This window comes from Aerococcus viridans (assembly GCF_001543285.1).
In the GTDB taxonomy this organism is placed as follows: domain Bacteria; phylum Bacillota; class Bacilli; order Lactobacillales; family Aerococcaceae; genus Aerococcus; species Aerococcus viridans.
This window is the reverse complement of record NZ_CP014164.1, coordinates 1,527,521-1,547,429: the sequence shown is the minus strand read 5'-3', so window position 1 is coordinate 1,547,429 and position 19,909 is coordinate 1,527,521. Positions and strand designations below refer to the sequence as shown.

Annotated in this window: 19 protein-coding genes; 18 read left to right on the top strand and 1 reads right to left on the bottom strand. The window is 32.4% G+C overall.

Features of this window, described 5'->3' with window-relative positions; all coding sequences use genetic code 11:
* Positions 1 to 103: 103 nt before the first annotated feature.
* Positions 104 to 1,317 (bottom strand): IS3 family transposase gene (locus AWM76_RS10470; protein WP_235585488.1). Its coding sequence is split into 2 segments (ribosomal slippage): positions 104 to 1,032 and positions 1,032 to 1,317, totalling 1,215 coding nucleotides; the frame shifts between segments, so codons are not numbered across the junction.
* Positions 1,318 to 1,453: 136 nt separating this feature from the next.
* Between AWM76_RS10470 and AWM76_RS07375 the strand changes: the two genes are divergently transcribed.
* From AWM76_RS07375 to AWM76_RS07285, 18 genes are all read left to right on the top strand, one after another.
* Positions 1,454 to 1,777, top strand: coding sequence for a glycosyltransferase (locus AWM76_RS07375; protein ID WP_003141972.1), 324 nt, complete (start codon positions 1,454 to 1,456; stop codon positions 1,775 to 1,777).
* 79 nt (positions 1,778 to 1,856) lie between these two features.
* Complete coding sequence (locus tag AWM76_RS07370; protein WP_039935165.1) at positions 1,857 to 2,369, top strand: methylated-DNA--[protein]-cysteine S-methyltransferase; 513 nt, start codon at positions 1,857 to 1,859, stop codon at positions 2,367 to 2,369.
* The gene (locus AWM76_RS10990; RefSeq protein WP_003141970.1) at positions 2,359 to 2,682 is read left to right on the top strand and encodes a helix-hairpin-helix domain protein; all 324 of its coding nucleotides are present in this window, start codon (positions 2,359 to 2,361) and stop codon (positions 2,680 to 2,682) included. Before AWM76_RS07370 ends, AWM76_RS10990 begins: the two co-directional genes overlap by 11 nt.
* A gap of 844 nt (positions 2,683 to 3,526) precedes the next feature.
* Positions 3,527 to 4,048, top strand: a complete 522-nt coding sequence (locus AWM76_RS07360) for a DUF3324 domain-containing protein (RefSeq protein ID WP_003141966.1) — start codon at positions 3,527 to 3,529, stop codon at positions 4,046 to 4,048.
* 432 nt (positions 4,049 to 4,480) lie between these two features.
* Complete coding sequence (locus tag AWM76_RS07355; protein WP_003140845.1) at positions 4,481 to 5,800, top strand: IS1380 family transposase; 1,320 nt, start codon at positions 4,481 to 4,483, stop codon at positions 5,798 to 5,800.
* Between the two features lie 243 nt (positions 5,801 to 6,043).
* Positions 6,044 to 6,673: a sugar transferase gene (locus tag AWM76_RS07350; RefSeq protein WP_003143691.1), complete on the top strand. Its 630-nt coding sequence runs from the start codon at positions 6,044 to 6,046 to the stop codon at positions 6,671 to 6,673.
* The gene (locus AWM76_RS07345) at positions 6,670 to 7,518 is read left to right on the top strand and encodes an NAD-dependent epimerase/dehydratase family protein (RefSeq protein ID WP_003143693.1); all 849 of its coding nucleotides are present in this window, start codon (positions 6,670 to 6,672) and stop codon (positions 7,516 to 7,518) included. Before AWM76_RS07350 ends, AWM76_RS07345 begins: the two co-directional genes overlap by 4 nt.
* 58 nt (positions 7,519 to 7,576) lie before the next feature.
* Positions 7,577 to 8,095, top strand: coding sequence for a glycosyltransferase (locus AWM76_RS07340; protein WP_115609890.1), 519 nt, complete (start codon positions 7,577 to 7,579; stop codon positions 8,093 to 8,095).
* A gap of 32 nt (positions 8,096 to 8,127) precedes the next feature.
* Positions 8,128 to 9,572 (top strand): IS3 family transposase gene (locus AWM76_RS10465; RefSeq protein WP_420869278.1). Its coding sequence is split into 2 segments (ribosomal slippage): positions 8,128 to 8,670 and positions 8,673 to 9,572, totalling 1,443 coding nucleotides; the frame shifts between segments, so codons are not numbered across the junction.
* Positions 9,573 to 9,779: 207 nt separating this feature from the next.
* Positions 9,780 to 10,364 (top strand): glycosyltransferase, encoded by a 585-nt coding sequence (locus AWM76_RS07325; protein WP_060779371.1) that lies wholly within the window; start codon positions 9,780 to 9,782, stop codon positions 10,362 to 10,364.
* Positions 10,365 to 10,412: 48 nt separating this feature from the next.
* A complete protein-coding gene (locus tag AWM76_RS07320; protein WP_003141412.1) occupies positions 10,413 to 11,216 on the top strand; it encodes a glycosyltransferase in 804 nt (267 codons plus the stop codon).
* A 17-nt stretch (positions 11,217 to 11,233) separates the two neighbouring features.
* Entirely contained in the window at positions 11,234 to 12,139 is a 906-nt protein-coding gene (locus AWM76_RS07315; protein WP_039934842.1) for a glycosyltransferase family 2 protein, read from the top strand.
* On the top strand, positions 12,136 to 13,284 hold the full coding sequence (locus AWM76_RS07310; RefSeq protein WP_003141416.1) for a glycosyltransferase: 1,149 nt from the start codon (positions 12,136 to 12,138) through the stop codon (positions 13,282 to 13,284). The genes AWM76_RS07315 and AWM76_RS07310 overlap by 4 nt, the downstream gene beginning before the upstream one ends.
* A 48-nt stretch (positions 13,285 to 13,332) precedes the next feature.
* Positions 13,333 to 14,502, top strand: a complete 1,170-nt coding sequence (locus AWM76_RS07305; protein ID WP_039934846.1) for an O-antigen ligase family protein — start codon at positions 13,333 to 13,335, stop codon at positions 14,500 to 14,502.
* A 19-nt stretch (positions 14,503 to 14,521) separates the two neighbouring features.
* Positions 14,522 to 15,514 (top strand): glycosyltransferase family 2 protein, encoded by a 993-nt coding sequence (locus AWM76_RS07300; RefSeq protein WP_003141420.1) that lies wholly within the window; start codon positions 14,522 to 14,524, stop codon positions 15,512 to 15,514.
* A 29-nt stretch (positions 15,515 to 15,543) separates the two neighbouring features.
* Entirely contained in the window at positions 15,544 to 16,701 is a 1,158-nt protein-coding gene (locus tag AWM76_RS07295) for a polysaccharide pyruvyl transferase family protein (protein WP_003141422.1), read from the top strand.
* Positions 16,702 to 18,210, top strand: coding sequence for a lipopolysaccharide biosynthesis protein (locus AWM76_RS07290; protein WP_003141424.1), 1,509 nt, complete (start codon positions 16,702 to 16,704; stop codon positions 18,208 to 18,210).
* A 20-nt stretch (positions 18,211 to 18,230) separates the two neighbouring features.
* Positions 18,231 to 19,643 (top strand): Coenzyme F420 hydrogenase/dehydrogenase, beta subunit C-terminal domain, encoded by a 1,413-nt coding sequence (locus AWM76_RS07285; RefSeq protein WP_003141426.1) that lies wholly within the window; start codon positions 18,231 to 18,233, stop codon positions 19,641 to 19,643.
* Positions 19,644 to 19,909: the final 266 nt, after the last annotated feature.

The following is a 19,909-nucleotide window of genomic DNA, read 5'->3' as shown; positions in this document are numbered from 1 at the left end:
TAAAAGATAATTAAGTTCACGTTCTTTTTGCCTCTCTCAACCGAATGGCGGAAGCCTTTCGTTCAATCGATCGGCTAATTAATGTAACAGTCTGTGTCCACGACTACAAGGGCAAGACCACCCTTTCCGTCCTGGCCTCATACTGTTTTGACTCAGTGGCCGACCGATAGACGAATGACTTATCTCTTCCATTTTCAGACTGTTCTTCTTCCCAAGTTTTACGATAGTCTATGGGAGATTCGTAGTTTAGTGCGCCATGCGGACGGAAATTATTCCACCAATGGACGTAGTCCATAAGTTGGACCTGCAGTTCATAGAGTGTATCGAATCGATTGTCGTAGACAAATTCAAACTTAAACGATTTATATGTCGATTCCGCTACGGCATTGTCATACGGATTTCCTTTTCTACTTAACGAGCGTTCAATGTCAAAGGTATCCAATAATTCATCGATCGTATGGTTATCAAATTCTTTTCCTCGATCGGTATGAAAAGTGTTCACCATATGTAGATCGCCCTTAACTGTCGCCAGGGCCTGCATGACTAAGTCAGCGGTCTTATGCGGTCCAGCGGAATAACCAATGATTTCACGATTAAATAAATCAAGGATAAAACATACATAAAACCACTTAGTAGCTACTTTGACGTAAGTCAAATCCGTGACGATCACTTTCATCGGCTCTTCTTGTGAGAACTCACGGTTCAGGATGTTTTCGATTCTAGCTTGATTAACACCGGTTCTCTGGGGTTTGTAAGACGGCCGGTTATATTTTGAGACGAGATGGAATTTTTTCATTATACGACCGATACGACGGCGAGAGACAGTAAAACCTCTCTTTTCAAGTACAGGTTTCAATTTCCGCGTGCCGAACGCATTATTACTTCTTGCGAATTCTTCAATGATTGCTTGTTCGAGTTCTGATTCACTTTCTTTCTTTTTGGCTTCATAATAATAAGATCCTCTGTTAATTTTGAGGGCACGGCACATCGCTGATATAGAATACTTATGTTTGTTTGCTTTGATTACTTCGACCTTCGCCCGAATATCAGCGCCGCTTGCTTTAAAATATCATTTTCCATTTCCAATTGAGCATTTCGCTTCTTTAAAGCTCTCAGTTCTTTTTGTTCAGGGGTCAGATTGTCCTGAACTTTGAAAGAACCCGATTCAGTATTCTCGCGGACCCAGCGGTCGAAAGTGGAAGGGGTTAGTTCATATTCTGAAATGATTTCATTTCTTGGTTTTCCTGCTTTGTGTAGGTCTACGATTTGATGTTTAAATTCATCTGAGTAACTGCGTCTCTTTCTGCGCGTTGACATGATAGATTCCTCCAGTGTGTTTCTTTTAGTATACACACCTTATCTTTTCTGTCCAACTCAGTGTAACCTATCCACCTAAAAAAGTTGAGAACTTTTCGGGAAAACCAGAAAAAACTCCACGAAAAGTACAAGCCCAATGGGCATTCGAGCTCAAGCAAGATGGATTCCGATTAAAGAATATTTTGCACTATGCAATAGCTATAAATTAGGGACTTATTTGGCTGCTGGTATTCCAGTGATCATCCCAGAAAATCTATCCAATCGTGCCATTATTGAAGAGAATGACCTCGGGATAGTCGTTCGTGATTTAGATGAAGCAAAACAAGTGATTGCGGATATGGATGCAAATCGCTATGTCCAATCACGAGATAATGCGCAAAGATTCAGTACATTAGTTCAATCAGGCTACTATATCAAGAAATTATTAATTGATACAGTACACGCGATTTTTGCTAAATAAATATTCTTGATGTTCTCTGGCAAGTTTTCCTAGTATAATGATGACCACAAGATATATTGAAAAAAGGGAAGTGAAAGATATGCTAAAAAGCATTTTTCAATCTAAATTAGGGGACATCACTATATTAGCAAATGACCATGGTCTTATTGGCGTATGGTTTGAAGACCAGGCACATTTTGGTGCGGGCTTTGATTTAGGCCAGGTAGCAGTTGATCATCAACATCCAATCATTCAACAGACTAAAGCTTGGTTGACTGCCTACTTTAATGGAGAAAACCCACAACCATCAAAGTTACCATTAAACCTTCAAGGTACAGCTTACCAGCAAGAAGTCTGGTCTGAATTACAGAAAGTACCCTACGGCCAAACGATTACCTATCAAGAGTTAGCTGAGAATGTCGCTACTCGTCAAAGTAAGGGCAGAGGTTCTGCAAGAGCTGTAGGTGGCGCAGTTGGGCGTAACCCCATTTCGATTATTGTCCCTTGCCATCGTGTAGTAGGCACAAATGGTGATCTAACTGGCTATGCAGGTGGTATCGACCGTAAAATAGCTTTGCTTAAATTAGAAGGTTATTTAACTGATGACAAATGATTTCAAGGTATCAGCTAATCAAACACAAGCCATTTATGAAAAGTTAAAAACTACATTCCCAGATGTCGGTAAATGGCCACCAGATACAAAAGCTGAAATTATCCTAGGTGCAATCTTAGTTCAAAATACCAATTGGCGAAATGTTGAAAAATCACTGGAACGGTTGAAACAAACTACGGACTTTATACCAGATCAAATATTAGGACTAAGTGACGAAGACTTACAATTCCTCATTCAACCATCAGGCTTTTATAAAAATAAATCACGTGCTATTCAGGAAACATTTCGTTGGTTTCAAAATCAAAATTGGTAATTCGCTGAAATTGCACTAAACTATGGTCAACATCTTAGATCAGAACTCTTAAAAATTCACGGGATAGGGCAAGAAACCGCGGACGTTCTATTAGTATTTGTCTTTGACCAAGTAGCATTTATCGCCGATACCTATGCAAGAAGATTATTTGCTTATTTATTTGATACTGAATTCAAATTTCAGGAGCAGATGAGTGTCTGCTCTTTTTTTGCGGGGAAAAACGTACATGAGTTGGTGGAAAATATAATTCGTTTCGATAAAACAGAATTTAAAAGATTACATCCACATTTTTATTATATTGGACTGTGATTTTTTCTTAAAGCATATTATGATATTAAGTATAAGGCCTAAAATGAATGGATTTTAGAAGTTGGACAAATGTAAAGGCTGATTTCAAGGGATCTTTTTAGTGTATCCCCGCGTATCATCATCAATTCGCAAAGCGATGGAGTATTCCCCGCGTCAGCGGGGGTGATCCTGCTGTAACTGCACCTTCGCCACCAAAAGTAACGTATTCCCCGCACCAGCGGGGGTGATACTAATATTCTAACAAGATACCTACACTTAGATTCGTGTTCTCCGCATGAGCGGGGGTGATCCCTATTTACAACTAAAAATGATTTACCCGAAACGGTATTCCCCGCATGAGCGAGGGCAACTAGGTAGTGTAGAGGCTCCAGAAACTGAGGATTCGGTACGTTACTCTGTGCAAGCTATCCTACCTGAGAGTCAGTTTGACACTGGTGTATCGTAATTTGATTTATTTCTTGAACCTGGTTATACAGAAGTGTTGCAAGCGGAGATATTTAATCACGATGATGAAAGTGACTAGAATGAAGAGAGCGTGCAGATTAATAATCAGTATGCATACGTTATTGGCTTACAGGTAACGGAAGATGAAGATCACGAAGCAAATTCAAATTTAAACTTAACGGGCATTGAACCTTCATTAGTAAACTACCAAACAGCTGTTGTCACTAAATTGCAAAATGATCAGCCTTTTATACTTGGCAATATCGATATTGAAGCCGAAGTTTATGATGCTGACGCCCAAGAAGCGATTAAAACAGCAACACTAGAAGCAACGAATTTCGCGCCTAACTCTACGATAAACTTCGTCATTGACTGGGAAAATCAATATCTAGAACCAGGGGAGTATCGTCTAAAAATGACCGCATCAAACAATGATGACGAGTGGACATGGGATGAACCATTTACTATTACAGACGAGCAAGCAGAAATATCTGACGACGCTGTAGAATTAGAAAATCGATGGTTCACACCACAAGTTTTTATTGGAATTATCGTAGTACTCGTGATTATCATAATTATTTTATTAATAGTTCTGAGAAAACGAAAGAAATAATATAAACCCATCAAGCACTTAACCCAAAATGTTGAGTGCTTTTTGTATGGGAAACTTTTAGTAAATGAAAATACTAACAATGAACTCTAAGCGTTTTTCTTTATGGAAATACGGTACAAAAACTTAGAGAACAAAATTTCTATTACTACACACTAAATTATTTATCGAATGTAAAGATTGTAAAATTATGAATGTAGCGATACTTTAATACATTGAAAGCACAATAATCTAGTGAATTGGCACAAAAGTTATGGTAAAGTTATAATGCTTAATATACCCTGAATAATTCATACTTTGACTTCAAACCGTCTGAAACTGCCTAACGGCAGTCTTCATTTACTTTTTCATTTTCACCTGTTAAGTGATGCAAAAAGAACCCCATTCTGATATGGTAAAGGTGTCGAAACCAACCAAAAGAAAGGAGTTCTTCTCATGACTAGCTTACACAAAAACCAGGTAAAATTCAATTCAAATTTGACTATTTCACATACAGGTGGTCGCTTATCGAGTGATTCGGGTTTGGTCTTAGTTAAAGAGGTGATGAATACCTTCGACTTTTCACACGTAGCTAAACAGTGGCTCCATATTAAAGACAAACGTGTTTACTTCACACATGATAACTTAGCGATATTAGAACAACTCATTATGCAGTTAATTGCTGGGTACTCGGCAGACTCATCAGCTAATCTATTAAGACAGGATCCAGTCTTTCAAGCTGTACTCGGTAAAAAAGAGTTGGCCTCACAATCGTCAATCTCTCGGTTTTTAGATCGTTTCACCGAGGAGAACATGGATCAACTCCAAGCATTAAATCAGTCGCTGATTGATAAAGCGCGTTTGATTCGCAATGACACCGAGTTAATCATTGATGTCGATTCCACACATTCGGATACCTTTGGACGCCAAGAACAAACAGATTATAATGCCCATTATCAAACCTACGGCTATCACCCATTAGTTGCATTTGACGGATTGACCGGAGATTTCCTAAAAGCTGAACTGCGTTCAGGCAATCAGTACACGTCTAAAGGGGTAAAAGCCTTTATCGACCCGCTGTTACACCACTACAAGAGCACGTTACCTCATACCGAGATATTGGTTCGGGGTGACAGCGGCTTCGCCACACCAGAGGTGTATGAATCTTGTGAAGCAACTGAAAGCCAGTACGTTATCCGATTAAAGAGCAATCGGAGGTTAAGTCAGTTAGCTGAACACTCTGTTCTTTATGGGGATAATAAAAAATGGGAAGACCGAGAAATACAGTATTTTTCACTCCCTTATCAAGCACAATCCTGGTCAAAACCCCGTCGCGTTTGTATTCGATCAATCCGTGAAGCAGGAGAGCTTCTTTTTCACCACGCATTCATTGTGACGAATCTATCCGATAATGTCTCGCCTGAAGTCATATTCTCTCTTTACGGCAAGCGTGGAACAATGGAAAATTTCATCAAAGAAGCGAAATCAGGCTTTTATTTTGACAAAACAGATAGTCCGCGTTTCCTGGAAAATCATGTCAGAATGATGATCAGTGTCCTGGCTTACAACCTCGTCAATTTTTTAAAGACCATTGGATTTGAACAAGTCAATCGGGGGATGACGATTCATTCTATACGATTGACATTGCTTAAAGTTGCCGGAAAACTCGTTAAAACAGGTAGACAAGTCTATCTCAAACTGTCGAGTTATCATGTGTATCAAACTGAATTTTATAAGGTTTTTGAACGCCTACGGCGATCTAGGCAATGGATTTAGGCTAGTTATCGTAAAAATTTTTAACCTATTTTTCCAAGGGGTCAGTCTGCCCTTAAATAGACAAATAATTTTTATTACAGCCTTCTTCCGTATATATCCTGTTCGAAAACACATTATTTTGGAAGAATGTATCTGCCTAATTTAAATATAGGCACTTTGTTCAAAAAAATAGCTTAAATTTAGAGCTATGAATTATTCAGGTATACATTAGTATAAGTTTCAGAATTTTGGGAGGATTCTATTATGTATCAATATTTAAAAAGATTTATAGATTTTATATTATCGTTAGGGGGCCTAATTATACTAAGTCCCCTTTTTCTTATACTTGCGTTATGGATCAAATTGGATTCTCCAGGTCCCGTCTTCTTTAAACAAAAACGAGTTGGGAAAAATAAGGAATTCTTCCAGATTTACAAGTTCCGTTCAATGAGAACAGATACTCCGGCAGATATGCCGACCCATCAGCTAAACGATCCAGCAGCATTTATTACTAATTCAGGCCATTTTTTACGAAAAACTAGCTTAGATGAACTCCCACAATTAATAAACATTGTAAAAGGGGAGATGGCGATTATTGGTCCTCGTCCAGCTTTGTGGAATCAAGATGACTTAATTGAAGAACGCGACAAATATGGAGCAAATAATGTGCGTCCAGGTTTAACAGGTTGGGCACAAATAAATGGACGTGATGAGTTGGAAATACCTGTTAAGGCGCGTTTAGATGGTGACTATGTAGAAAATATTAGCTTTTTATTTGATGTAAAGTGCTTTATTGGAACTGTGGTAAGTGTATTCAAGAGTGAAGGCGTCGTTGAAGGTGGTACTGGAACCATTGAAAAGGCCAGAAGAGATATAAAGGAGGAATCTAAATGAAACGAATTTTGATTACGGGTCAAAATAGTTATATTGGGACTTCCTTTGAAGAGTGGGTCGCTCAATGGCCTGAGGATTATAAAGTAGATAAAATTTCACTTAGAGACAATCGTTGGAAATCAGACGATTGGTCTCAATATGATTCAATTTTACATGTTGCTGGAATAGCTCACAATTCATCAGATAAATCCTTAGAAGACTTATACTATTCTGTAAATAGAGATTTAACAGAGGAAGTTGCGCTAAAGGCAAAAAATGATGGAGTCAATCACTTCATTTTTCTAAGCAGCATAATTGTATTCGGTACTAAAAAAGAATGTATTGATGAGAATACTATACCAGATCCAGATAATTTCTACGGTGATAGTAAACTTCAAGCTGAACAAAGACTTGAGAAATTGAATGATGAAAGTTTTAAGGTAGCCATTATTAGACCTCCTATGATTTATGGTAAAGAATCAAAAGGCAATTACCCGAGACTCTCTAAACTAGCACAAAAAACACCTATCTTTCCAAATTATGAAAATAGGAGAAGTATGTTATTTATTAGTAACTTAGTGGAATTACTTCGATTAATTATAGATTCACATGATGAAGGGTACTTCCATCCGCAAAATAAGGAGTATGTAAAAACTAGTAAATTGGTTGAAACCATTGCTAAAATACAACATCATCCTATTTGGATCACAAAAATATTTAATTGGTTAATTTTTTTATTAAAAAATACAAGTTTAGTGAAAAAAGTATTTGGAAGTTTATATTATGACCAAATGTTGAGTAATACAAGTCATTTGAATTATCAAAAATTTACATTAGAAGAATCAATACTTATAACTGAAAAATGAACGATATAAGGATGTGAAAATTATAAAACAAGCATTGATAATCAGTTCAGTAGCATCTATGATTGAACAATTTAATTTGGATAATATTTTAATACTTCAAAGCTTAGGTTATGAAGTATCTGTTGGAACTAATTTTATTGACGCTGGCACTATTTCTAGAGATGATGCTCAAAAACTAAAAGAAAGTTTAACTTTAAATAACGTGAAATGTTACCAGATAGATTTTCCTAGAGGTAGTGGAACTTATAAAAAAAATATAAAAGTAATTAAGCAGTTAAAAATGTTGAAAGAGAAAAACTTTGATTTATTACATTGTCATTCACCAATAGGTAGTGTTTTAAGTAGGATAGTTTTTAAAAAAACACAGACAAAAATCATTTATACTGCCCATGGGTTTCACTTTTATAAAGGGGGACCTAAAAAAAATTGGATATTCTATTATCCAATAGAGCGATATTTTGCAAAATATACAGATTTATTGTTAACAATAAATGAGGATGATACAAATATAGCAAGAAAAGATTTTAAAGTGAAGGTAAGAAAAATCCCTGGAGTTGTAGAGGCCCCCAAAAGTTAGACCAAAAATCTAACTTTTGGGGGTTTATTTTTATGGCAAAATATTCACTAGAATTTAAATTGGAAATTGTAAAACATTATCTGGGGAACTATGGTGGCTACCTAGCGGTAGCAAAGAAATATAATATACAAGATTCTATTGTAAGAAGATGGGTTAATAGCTATCAACAATTTGGAATCGAAGGACTGAAACGTAGTAAGAATCAAACTCATTACTCTGTTGATTTTAAGCTTAGTGCTGTAAAATTATATGAAACAACAGAGATGAGTTATCGAGAAGTAGCCAATTCATTAGGGATGAATAACCCTAGTCTAATTTGTAATTGGCGCACTACTATCCTCAAGAAAGGTGTCGATGGCTTATCAGAACAGAGAGGTAGGCCACCGAAAATGGGTAAACGGAAGAAAGCTGATAAGAAAGTATTTCAGGATCCAAAGAATATAACTAGAGAAGATGTAGACGTTGAGCGTCTGAGACAACTTGAAAATGAAAATCGTGATTTGAGAATCGAGAATGAATTTTTAAAGGAATTAGGGAGATTGCAGGAAGCAGAGAAACAGCAACAAAGAAACAAATAGCTCAAGCAATCTACAATCTCCATACTATTAATAAATTCAAATTAGTTGATATTTTGAGAGTAACTGGCTTTCCAAAGGCAACTTATCACTATATTAGGAAGCAATCTAAACGACCAGACAAGGATAAAGTTTACAAAGATGCTTTACTAGAACTAAGAGAGAAAAATAAGGATTATGGGTATAAAAGACTGACTCCCGAGTTAAAAAAATTAGGTTATCATATAAATCGGAAGAAAGTATTACGCTTAATGCGTGAATTAGGCATTCTTGTAACTGCCTTCTCACACAAAAGCAGAAAGTATAAGTCTTATAAGGGAACTGTAGGGAAAGTAGCATCAAATCGTTTAAAACGACGTTTTAACACATCAGTTCCACATCAAAAAATTACGACTGATACAACTGAATTCAAATACTATTATACGGACCAGTTAGGCAATACTCAGACAGGCAGACTTTATTTAGATCCTTATATGGATTTATTCAATAGCGAAATCATCAGTTTTCAAATAACAAAACGGCCTAACGGTGAAAGTATGATGGAAGCTTTGAAGGTAGCTATAGAACGTACAAATGATTGCATATTCAGAAGAACTTTTCATTCAGACCAAGGCTGGGCTTATCAAATGAAACGGTATTCAAAAACTTTAAAAGATAATGATATCTTCCAAAGTATGTCTAGAAAAGGGAATTGTTATGACAATTCACCAATGGAAAATTTCTTTAGTATACTCAAACAAGAAATGTATTATGGTCAAACTTATCATAGTTTTGAAGAATTGGCTGAATCAATTACCAACTATATTAACTATTATAATAAAGAACGAATTAAAGAGAAACTAGGATGGCTAAGCCCCGTCCAGTATCGCAGCCAATATACTAATTCCATTGTCTTTTCATAGTTTCACATAAAGTTTCAATCTATCAAGAGTCGCTCCGCTACTACTCTTGACAGATTGAAATTTATGAGAAGTATTGTCGACAACAGGAATTAAGCCAAATTGCATGTATTAAAAAGAGCTGACCAATCGGTCAACTCTCATAAAATTTAGTCTAACTTTTTGGGTCCACTATAAGTAGGAATTGATTTTAACAAAATCCAAGCATCTTTGAATAAAAACAATAAAGAAAGACTTAGAGAAAAATTAAAGATTTCAGCAGATAGTAAAATAATGATTTCTGTAGGTGAACTTAATAATAATAAGAACCATATTGCAGGTATCGAGGCACTAAATATTATGCAAGATGATGCGCTGCATTATGTAATATGCGGTATAGGTACTCAGGAAAGTTACTTACGAACTAAAGTTAGTGAGTATAAATTAGAGAATAATGTCCACTTTATTGGCTATACACATAATATAGAGGAGTACCTATCTGGTTCAGACTTTTCTCTGTTTCTTTCCAAAAGAGAGGGTTTGGGTTTGGCAGGCTTGGAAGCAATGGCTGCAGGGCTACCATTGATTAGCTCAAATATTGGAGGAATTAAAGACTATACGAACAATGGGGAGACAGGGTTCACGGTTGATGATCCAGGTGATTATGAAATAATTGCAAAGCAAATTAATAATCTACTAAATTTAGAAAATAAACAATTAAAAAAAATATCAAAAAATAATCAAAGAATTGCCGAAAAATATTCAAGCGAGTTAGTAAATAAAGAAATGTATGAAATATATTCAGAATTGTTCTGAGTATAAAAGATAAGTCTCAAATTATAGTTGATAGGAGAGTTATACCAGATGGTTAAAATTTCAGTTATTATGGGGGCTTTTAATTGTGAAAATACAATAACGGAAGCACTAGATTCCCTGTGGAACCAAACTTTTCAAGATTTTGAAGTAGTTATTTGCGATGATGGCTCCACTGATAACACATTAGAAATATTAAAAAAAATAGAGAAAAGTAATAGTCATAAAGTAAAACTGCTTTTTAATGAAAAAAACCAAGGGTTAAACTATACTTTAAATAAATGTTTAAAAGCTGCTCAAGGTGAACTAATAGCTAGAATGGATGCGGATGATATTTCTTTTCCAAATAGATTTGAAACACAGCTGCTTTTTTTGCAAAATCATTCAGATATTGATTTTGTAAGTTCCAATATGATCTTTTTTGATGAACTAGGAGATTGGGGCCAAAGTGACTTAAAAGAATATCCTGAAAAGGCAGACTTTGTAAAAAGCTCACCATTTGCCCATGCACCTGTAATTATAAAAAAATCGGCATATAATCAAGTTGATGGATATACAGTAGATGATAAATTATTAAGAGTAGAAGATTATCATCTATGGATAAAATTATATTCTAGCGGATATAAAGGAGCAAACATTCAAGTTCCATTGTACAAAATGAGAGACGACCAAGAAGCATTTAAAAGGCGTAGTATAAAAAACCGAATAAATGAAGTAAGAGTTAAATTATTTGCTGTAAATCAGCTAGAATTATCTAAATGGAATTATGTTTATTCAATTAGACCGTTATTAGTGGCTCTTTTACCATATGGTTTATATAATTACCTACATAAAAGAAAACTGAATAAAAGATAGTGCAAAAGAGGGTTAAAATGAATAAGGATTTAGTAAGTGTTATCATACCAAACTATAATAGAAAATCGCTAATAAAGCAGGCAATTGCCAGTGTTTTAAGTCAAACATATCCTAATATTGAAATAATAATTGTTGATGACTGTTCTACTGACGGATCGGTAGAAGAAATTGAACAATTGGCAATTAAGTATGAGAATGTTTTTGGAATTTATTCAAAAAAAAATCATGGAGCAAATTATTCTAGAAATTTAGGTGTTGCTAAAGCTTCGGGTAAATATTTAGCATTTTTAGATAGTGATGATGCTTTTTATAAAACTAAAATTGAAAAGCAAATGAAAGCTTTATTAGATGATTCCACAGCAGATATAAAATTTTCTACTTGTTTGTTTGAACAAAAACGAAACATAACTGAAAATAAATTTTTATCATTGAATGATATTATGATAAATAATATTCTTGGTGGATTTTCCACTTTATTAGTTACTCGGGAAGCTTATATCAATGTTGGCGGCGTAGATATTGAAATGGAAAGTTGCCAGGACTGGGATTTATATCTAAAATTATTAACAAAATACAATGGAATCTTAATTGCGGAACAACTGGTTTATTATGATGTTCAAACAGATAGTATTTCAAATAATTATGATAAAGTGATTGCAGGTCACATAAAAATTTTTGAAAAAATAAAAGAAATCAATGTACAACATCAAATTTTGACAACAAATAAACTAATTTATCATCAAAATAGATTATTAGGGTCTTTGAATAGATACTTTGAAAAGCGTAAGATTGCTAGAAAATATTATCGTAAAAATTTATCACTTGACTTTAACGCAGAATCCATTTTGAATTACCTGTCAACGTTTATAAGCAGTAAATTATATAATAAAATAATCCAAAATTGGAGGTCATTATTGAGATGAAAATATGCTTTCTAACTAGTAGCCTAGCTGAAATTGGGGGTCAACAGAAAATAGTTTCAATTTTGGCCAATGAATTGGCTAAAATTGATGAAGTAGATGTATCTATAGTGTTAATAAATACAGATAAAGTACTGTACAATTTACATCCTGACATAAATCTTCTATATGATAAGTCTTTGAAAAGAAAAAAAAATGATTATATTTTTCACAAGATATTAACTAAAATATTCGTAAAGAGAAATTTAGTACAAAATAAAAATTTACTGATTAAGATGTTATTTCCAAAAAATGAGATAAAGAATTATCAGAATTTTTTTATGAAGTACAATTTTGATGTTATTATTGGTGTTAGTCCAAGAGAATCTGGCATACTTAGCTTATTAAATTTAAATAGTAAAAAAATCGGGTGGATGCATAATACAGTAGAGAGATATTTTTTAATTGAAAATGAATGGCTTTGGGGAGAATTAAATGCATATAGGCAATTACTACCTAAATTAGATGAAGTAATTGTATTAACTGATCATGATAAAAAGATTTATGAAGATACCTTCGAAATAAGAGCCACAAGAATATATAATCCTTTGACTTTTAAATCAATAGAGAAGAGTCCACTTACTAACAAAAGTATTTTATTTGTGGGAAGAATTTACTATTTAACTAAAGGAATAGATTTATTACTTAAATCTATGAAAATTATTACCCAAAGTGGTTCAAGAATTGAGTTGAATATCGTAGGAAATGGTCCTGATATGGAACGGTTAGTTCAAGATTTAAAAAATCATAAATTAGAACATTCTGTTAATGTATTAGGGTCAACAGACGATGTCAAATCTCATTACTTGCAGAACTCTATGTTAGTGCTACCTTCCACTATTGAAGGATTTGGTTTAGTTGTGACTGAAGCGTTAGAAATGGGGTTACCAGTTGTGTCATACAAAACCGAAGGGCCTTCAGAAATAATTACTGATAAAACAGATGGATTTTTGATTGAAAAATTTGATTATCAGAAATTTACAGAAAAAGTAATGCTAATCATGAATGATTATACCCTTAGAAAAACTATGGGTAGTAATGCATCAGATAAGGCAAAAAAATTTTCAGTTAATAAAATAGTTGAAGAATGGCTTATATTATTAAAATAAATTCATAATATAGTTAATATTTATGGATGAATAGTTAGGATGAGAAGTGTGAACCGTGTTTCCTTAGATAAATTTTTTACTACCTTAATTGGGATATTGATCTTATATTTTTCATTAATTGAATTAACACCAGTTTTGGGAACAGGATTTATATATACAATGTTTATAAGTACAATTGCTATAATCATTTTTATATACCTATTGATTGCAAGATTTGATATTAGTAATGTAAAGTTACTAATTCCTATAGCCTTATATTTGATACTTTTTCTACTTAATCTAAATGATAGCCCCGAAGTATTATTATTTCAACTATTAGCGTTTATTTTATTTTTCGTATGTTCAAATCTTTATTGGAGAGCGCCTAATTTAAAAATTTTGCATTTTTTTAATATATTTGTTTTTATTGTTCTAATTGGCGAAGTATTGTTTCATTTTGTTGTACAACCAGGGACCACAGAAATAAATTTACTTGGTATTGCAAATGTTAATAGAGTAGCGATGATGTCTCTTACCATGTCATACTTTTCTATAATGTATACTATTTTTTATAAGAAAAATTTTAAAAAAAGTTCTCTAATAATATGGTGTTCATTAGTCTTATTAATTGTATTGTTAAGTGGTTCCCGGACAGCTTTAATCTCAATCGTTGCTATACTGGTAACAATTTTTTATTGGAAGAAAATCACTGCGTCAAAATTAAGATTTAACATGTATTTCATTTCAGTTATATTGATTATCGGATTAATTACATATATTGTACCTTATGCTTCTGATATTATACCTAATTTTGAAAGGTTAAATATGATCGCATTTGATATAACTGGTAAAGAACTATATTCTGGACGAGAAGTTCTTTGGAAATCTGCTTTTGAATTAATTTCAAGACAACCACTATTTGGATATGGTGCTGGTGCAGAATTAAAAGACTTTACAAATACAACTTTAACTACTCATAATTTATTTCTACAGATATTGTTGCAAGTAGGTTTCATAGGATTGATATCTTTTATATCATTTTTATTATTTATTTGGCAATCTTTTTGGAAGAATAAAAATAACAAAAAAGTTATAATTTCCGCAGGTTATTTAATGGGGATTATTGTTTACCAAGGATTTGAAGTTACATTAGTTCTTTCGTCCGTATGGTTTTCATTTATACTCTGGATTATTATTGGTATAATGACTAGTTTCACAAAATATGAAGACCAAACATAATAAATAGGCAGTTTTTTATATGAAAGAATGCGAGGAAGTAATGGAGATAAAAAAAGTTTCGATTATAGTGCCCGTCTACAACTCTGAAAAACATATACAGCAATGTATCGATAGTATTATCAATCAGACATATAAAAATCTGGAGATAATTGTAGTGAACGATGGATCTACAGATAAAACTCTGGATATTTTAAAAAATTTGAATAAAAAAGATAAAAGAGTAAAAATTTATTCTAAACAAAATTCTGGAGTTGCGGAGACTAGAAATTTAGGACTAGATCATGCGACTGGGGAAATCATTGGTTTTGTAGACAGTGATGATACTATAGAAGTTAATATGTACGAACAATTAGTAGCATGTTTAGAAAATTATAAAGCTGATATTGTAGAATGTGGTTATAAGAGAATTAACAATGATTCTATTTTAAAATTTGAATTGCAAAACGAAATTATTACAAATAAGAATCTTATTCTAGAAAATTATTTAAAAGGGAAGAACACTACAAACCATAATTGGAACAAAATTTATTCAAGTAATTTGATAAAAAATGTAAGATATGTAGACTATTCCTACAGTGAAGATTATTTATTTAATGTTCAGGCACACTCATTAGCAAATAAGAAAATAATTGTAAGTGAAACCTATTATAATTACATGGATAATATAGATAGTGCTGTAAATGCCCCTTTTACTTTAAAGAAGATTGATCAAATTTCTGCGGGAATATCAGCAATAGAATACCTAAATTTAAATCATTATACAGAAAGTATTTTATCTTTGGCTAGAGTCTATGTTATAGAAAAGATAATTGTGGTATTTAATGAAGCAATTAAATCTGAACATTATAAAAATATAAAAAGCAAAATAATAAAAATATTCCGAAAGAACTTTAAAAAGCTTGTTTTTTCAGGAAACATTATTCGACTTTATACAATCAAACAAATTATATCGAGAACTATTTTTTTTGTTAATCCATCTCTATACTTGTATACAGTCAAACATAGGAATTAATTTTTACTTTATAAAGGGAGCAGTAGGTTATGAAAAAAATAGCTATATTAACAATTAATGATTATAATAATTACGGAAATAGGTTACAAAATTATGCCTTACAAGAAGTACTAAAAAAACAAAATTTCGAAGTAGAAACAATTAAAAATTATACAAATTTTAATTATTTATACCAACAAAAAAGTGGAATAATTGAAAGAATAACAAATTTCTTGAAAAATTCACCGATGGAGAATTTTCGACGATTATATGTGAAGTTAAATAAAATCGAAAAAAATAAATCTGAACAATTATCACCGAGTGACAAAGAGGCCATAATACTAAAAAGGCGAAAATATTTTTTAGAGTTCACTCATAATTATATTAAAGAAAGTTTCTTTACAATTTCAGAACAGGAACTGGAATTAAATAAACTAAAAAATTATGATTTTTATATTACGGGTAGTGATCAGGTTTGGAATACAAATTATCGTGATGGATCTTTTATCGATTTTTTAACATTTGCTCCAAAAGAAAAAAGAATATCATATGCAGCTAGTTTTGGTATCAGCGAAGTTCCTAAAGCTTATCATGCTAATTTTTCAAAATGGTTGAAGGAAATGGCTTTTATTTCTGTTAGAGAAAAAGATGGAGCAAGAATAGTTAAGGAATTATCAGGGCGTGATGCAACGGTTTCTGTTGATCCTACCATGCTCTTGCACCGCGATGAGTGGCTATCAATCAGTAAGAAAGCTGCAAACCGCCCAGAATGCTCATATATCTTAACATATTTTTTAGGAGGCCCAAATAATGAAGTTAAAGAATTAATTGATAAACTGAGCATACAAAATAATTTGAAAATTATCAATTTGGGAGTTATTAGTGAAGTGGATACATATACAACCGGACCTAGTGAATTTTTAGATTATATTAATAATGCAAGCTTGTTTTTAACTGATTCTTTTCATGGTGTAGTATTCTCTATCATATTTAAAACTCCATTTGTAGTATATGAAAGAAAAGGTAAAAATTCCATGTTTTCTAGAATTAATACTATTTTAGAAAATTTTAATTTGCAAAGTAGGTCTGAAAAACATTTTGATGGTAATTGGTTTGAAACTGATTTTTCTGATACTGATAACTTATTAGAAATAGAATATAAAAATTCTTTGAACTACTTAAATAAAGCATTAAAGATAGAGGAGTAGATGAAGAGTTTGAAAGTTAATCAATTAAAGAGCGGAGTATTGTTGTCATATTTCTCAAAAATTATACAAATAGTAGTTGGTATTTTGTATACACCAATTATGATTCGTTTATTGGGGCAAAGTGAATATGGTCTATATAATATTGCAGCCTCAATTATTGCTTATCTGGGTGTATTGAACTTAGGTTTTGGAAGCGCATATATGAGATTTTACTCCAGATATAGGGAAAAAGGTAATAGACAAGAAATAGCGAATTTGAATGGAATGTTTCTTGAGATATTTATAGGGTTAGGTGTTTTGGCCGTAATAGCTGGAATTATCCTAGCATTTAATATAGATTTAATTTTCGGTCCTAGTTTAACACCTAGTGAAATTGAAATTGCTAGAATTCTAGTTTTGATACTTGATATTAATTTAGCATTTTCATTTGTTACAGTAATTTTTACTACATACATCCAAGCTAATGAACGATTTGTTGTACAATATTTGTTGGTAATTGCTAATCAAATCACTACACCCTTAGTAAATTTGCCCTTATTATTGATGGGATTTGGCTCGATAGGCTTGGTAGTCGGAACGGCCGTAGTAAATATTGTAATTAATATTATTACGATGATATACGCATTTAAGAGGTTAGATATGGTTATATCATTCAAAAACTTTGATAAGGAATTATTTAAAGAAATGTCAAATTTCTCTTTTTTCATTTTTATAAATATGGTTGTAGACCAAATTAATAATAATGTTGATAAAACCATATTGGGCCGGTATCAAGGTACGGCTGCTGTTGCGATTTATAGTGTGGGAGCTAATTTGAATACATACTATACACAACTTTCTACCTCTATATCTTCGGTTTTTACACCAAGAGTACATCGAATGGAATTCAATAATGCAAGTGATTCTGAAATCACCAATCTCTTTGTAAAAGTCGGACGAATTCAATTTATACTACTGTCTTTTGTTTGCCTAGGGTTTATTTTTTTTGGAAAATCGTTTATTAGTATTTGGGCAGGTTCAAATTACACTGAATCTTATTATGTAGCTGTGATTTTGATGGTTACTATTACTATACCTTTAATTCAAAATTTAGGCATTGAAATTCAAAGAGCGAAAAATAAACATCACTTTAGATCATGGCTATACCTGGGTATGGCAGTTGGGAACGTGTTTATTTCTATACCACTTTCTCAGAAATACGGAGCTATTGGAGTCACTATTGGAACTGGACTATCCTATATAATTGGAAATGGACTTTTGATGAATTTGTATAATCACTCTGTAATAGGGATTGATATTAAAAGCTTCTGGAAGGAAATTTTGAGTTTTATTCCAGCACTAATTATGCCAGTGATTGTCGGTATTCTAATAAGCGTCTTCGTTCACATCGATTCTATAATCAGCTTAATAGTATTTGGCTTAATTTACTCTTTTGCATTTGCTATTTCTATGTGGACATTAGGCTTTAATGATTTTGAGAGAAACTTGATTTTAAGGAAACCTAGTTAGTTATTAAAAAGGAGTACTGAATGGATACCGAAAATTTTCTAATAAATAAAAAATATAGTGAAGCAAGTGGCTCTATGGCTGTTGTGGATGAAAATATAGTTATGGAATTTAATAGTTATGGTTTATATGAAGAAAAAATTTTAGATCCCTCAAAAAAGTTATCAGCAACTGCAGAATTTGTATCACCAAATTTTAACACAGAGTTTAATGAATCTATTGTCTCTTCTGAATTATATAAGAAACAAAAAGGAATACATTTTGATGAGCGCATCGGTTTTTATAATTCATTACTTATCGGCCATGTTAATGAAGGAGACTTTCGTGAATTAGCTAGTTCTGGTGGAATGGGAACATGGATTTTCAAAGAATTATTCGATAATAATTTGATTGATTACGTTATTCATGTAAAACGAAATGTGAGTTCTCAAAATAAAATTCTGTTTAAATATGATATTTCTTATAATTTAGAGGAGATTAAAGCTGGCGCTAAAACCAAATACTATCCTGTAGAATTTTCTGAAGTTATAAAACAGGTCAAAGAAATACCTGGCAGATATGCAATAGTTGGTATTCCAAGTTTTATTTATGCTATACGTTTGCTTGCTAAACAAGATAAAACTATAGCTGATAGAATAAAATATACTGTAGGGTTAATTTGTGGGCACCAGAAAAGTTCAAAATTTGCTGAATCAATGGCATGGCAAGTTGGAATAAAGCCCGGAAATTTAATTGATATTGATTTTCGATATAAGTTATTAGATAAGCCCGCTAATAGGTATGGTATAAAGATGACTGGACTTATTAATGGTAAAGAATCCACAATAATTAAGGCAAATAGTGAATTGTATGGACAGAATTGGGGGTGGGGATTATTTAAGCCTGTGGCCTCGAATTTTACAGATGACGTATTTAATGAAACTGCTGATATAGTTCTTGGCGATGCTTGGTTACCCGAATATACTACTGATAGTAAAGGAACAAATATCGTAATAGTAAGAAACGATAAGATTAGAACATTAATAGAAACAGCAATGTCTGAAGGCAGACTAATTATGGACAGAGTGGATAAAGAAAAAATTTTTGAGTCTCAATTATCACATTATCGTCATACACACGATGAATTAGCCTATAGATTATTTGAGGCAGATAGAGCGGGAGAATGGAGACCAAAAAAACGTGTCAAACCAAATCAAAATCTATCTCAGTTCAGAAAGCAAGTTCAAGATTTACGAAAAAATATTTCAAATTCTAGTCACGTAGAATATTCTAAAGCAGTAGAAAAAAATAATTATAAATATTTTGTAGATCAATTATCTAAGTATACAAATAAATACACTGCCATATATATAAAAAAAAGTAGAAAAAAGATGTTAAAAGACCTTGGATTTATAGGAGTTATTCGCAAAGTATTTAAAAAATTAAAACGTATATAATAAGAGATAAGCAAGTAGATACTGAAAAAATTGGCTACAATAGCTATTTGAAATTTCTTTAAATACAGCCAGATATTTGTTTTATGTTAAATATTTTATGTGAATCAAATAAAGTAAATTTTCTACTAGTTATCGATTTTATATCATTGAATAAGAACTATAAATAGCCTTGAAGCATTCTATATCAATTAAGATATGGAATACTTCTTTTTCTTTCCCTTAGGAAAGTTAGGCTAGTAAAAGCGGCTCTTCGACATTTGATGTGG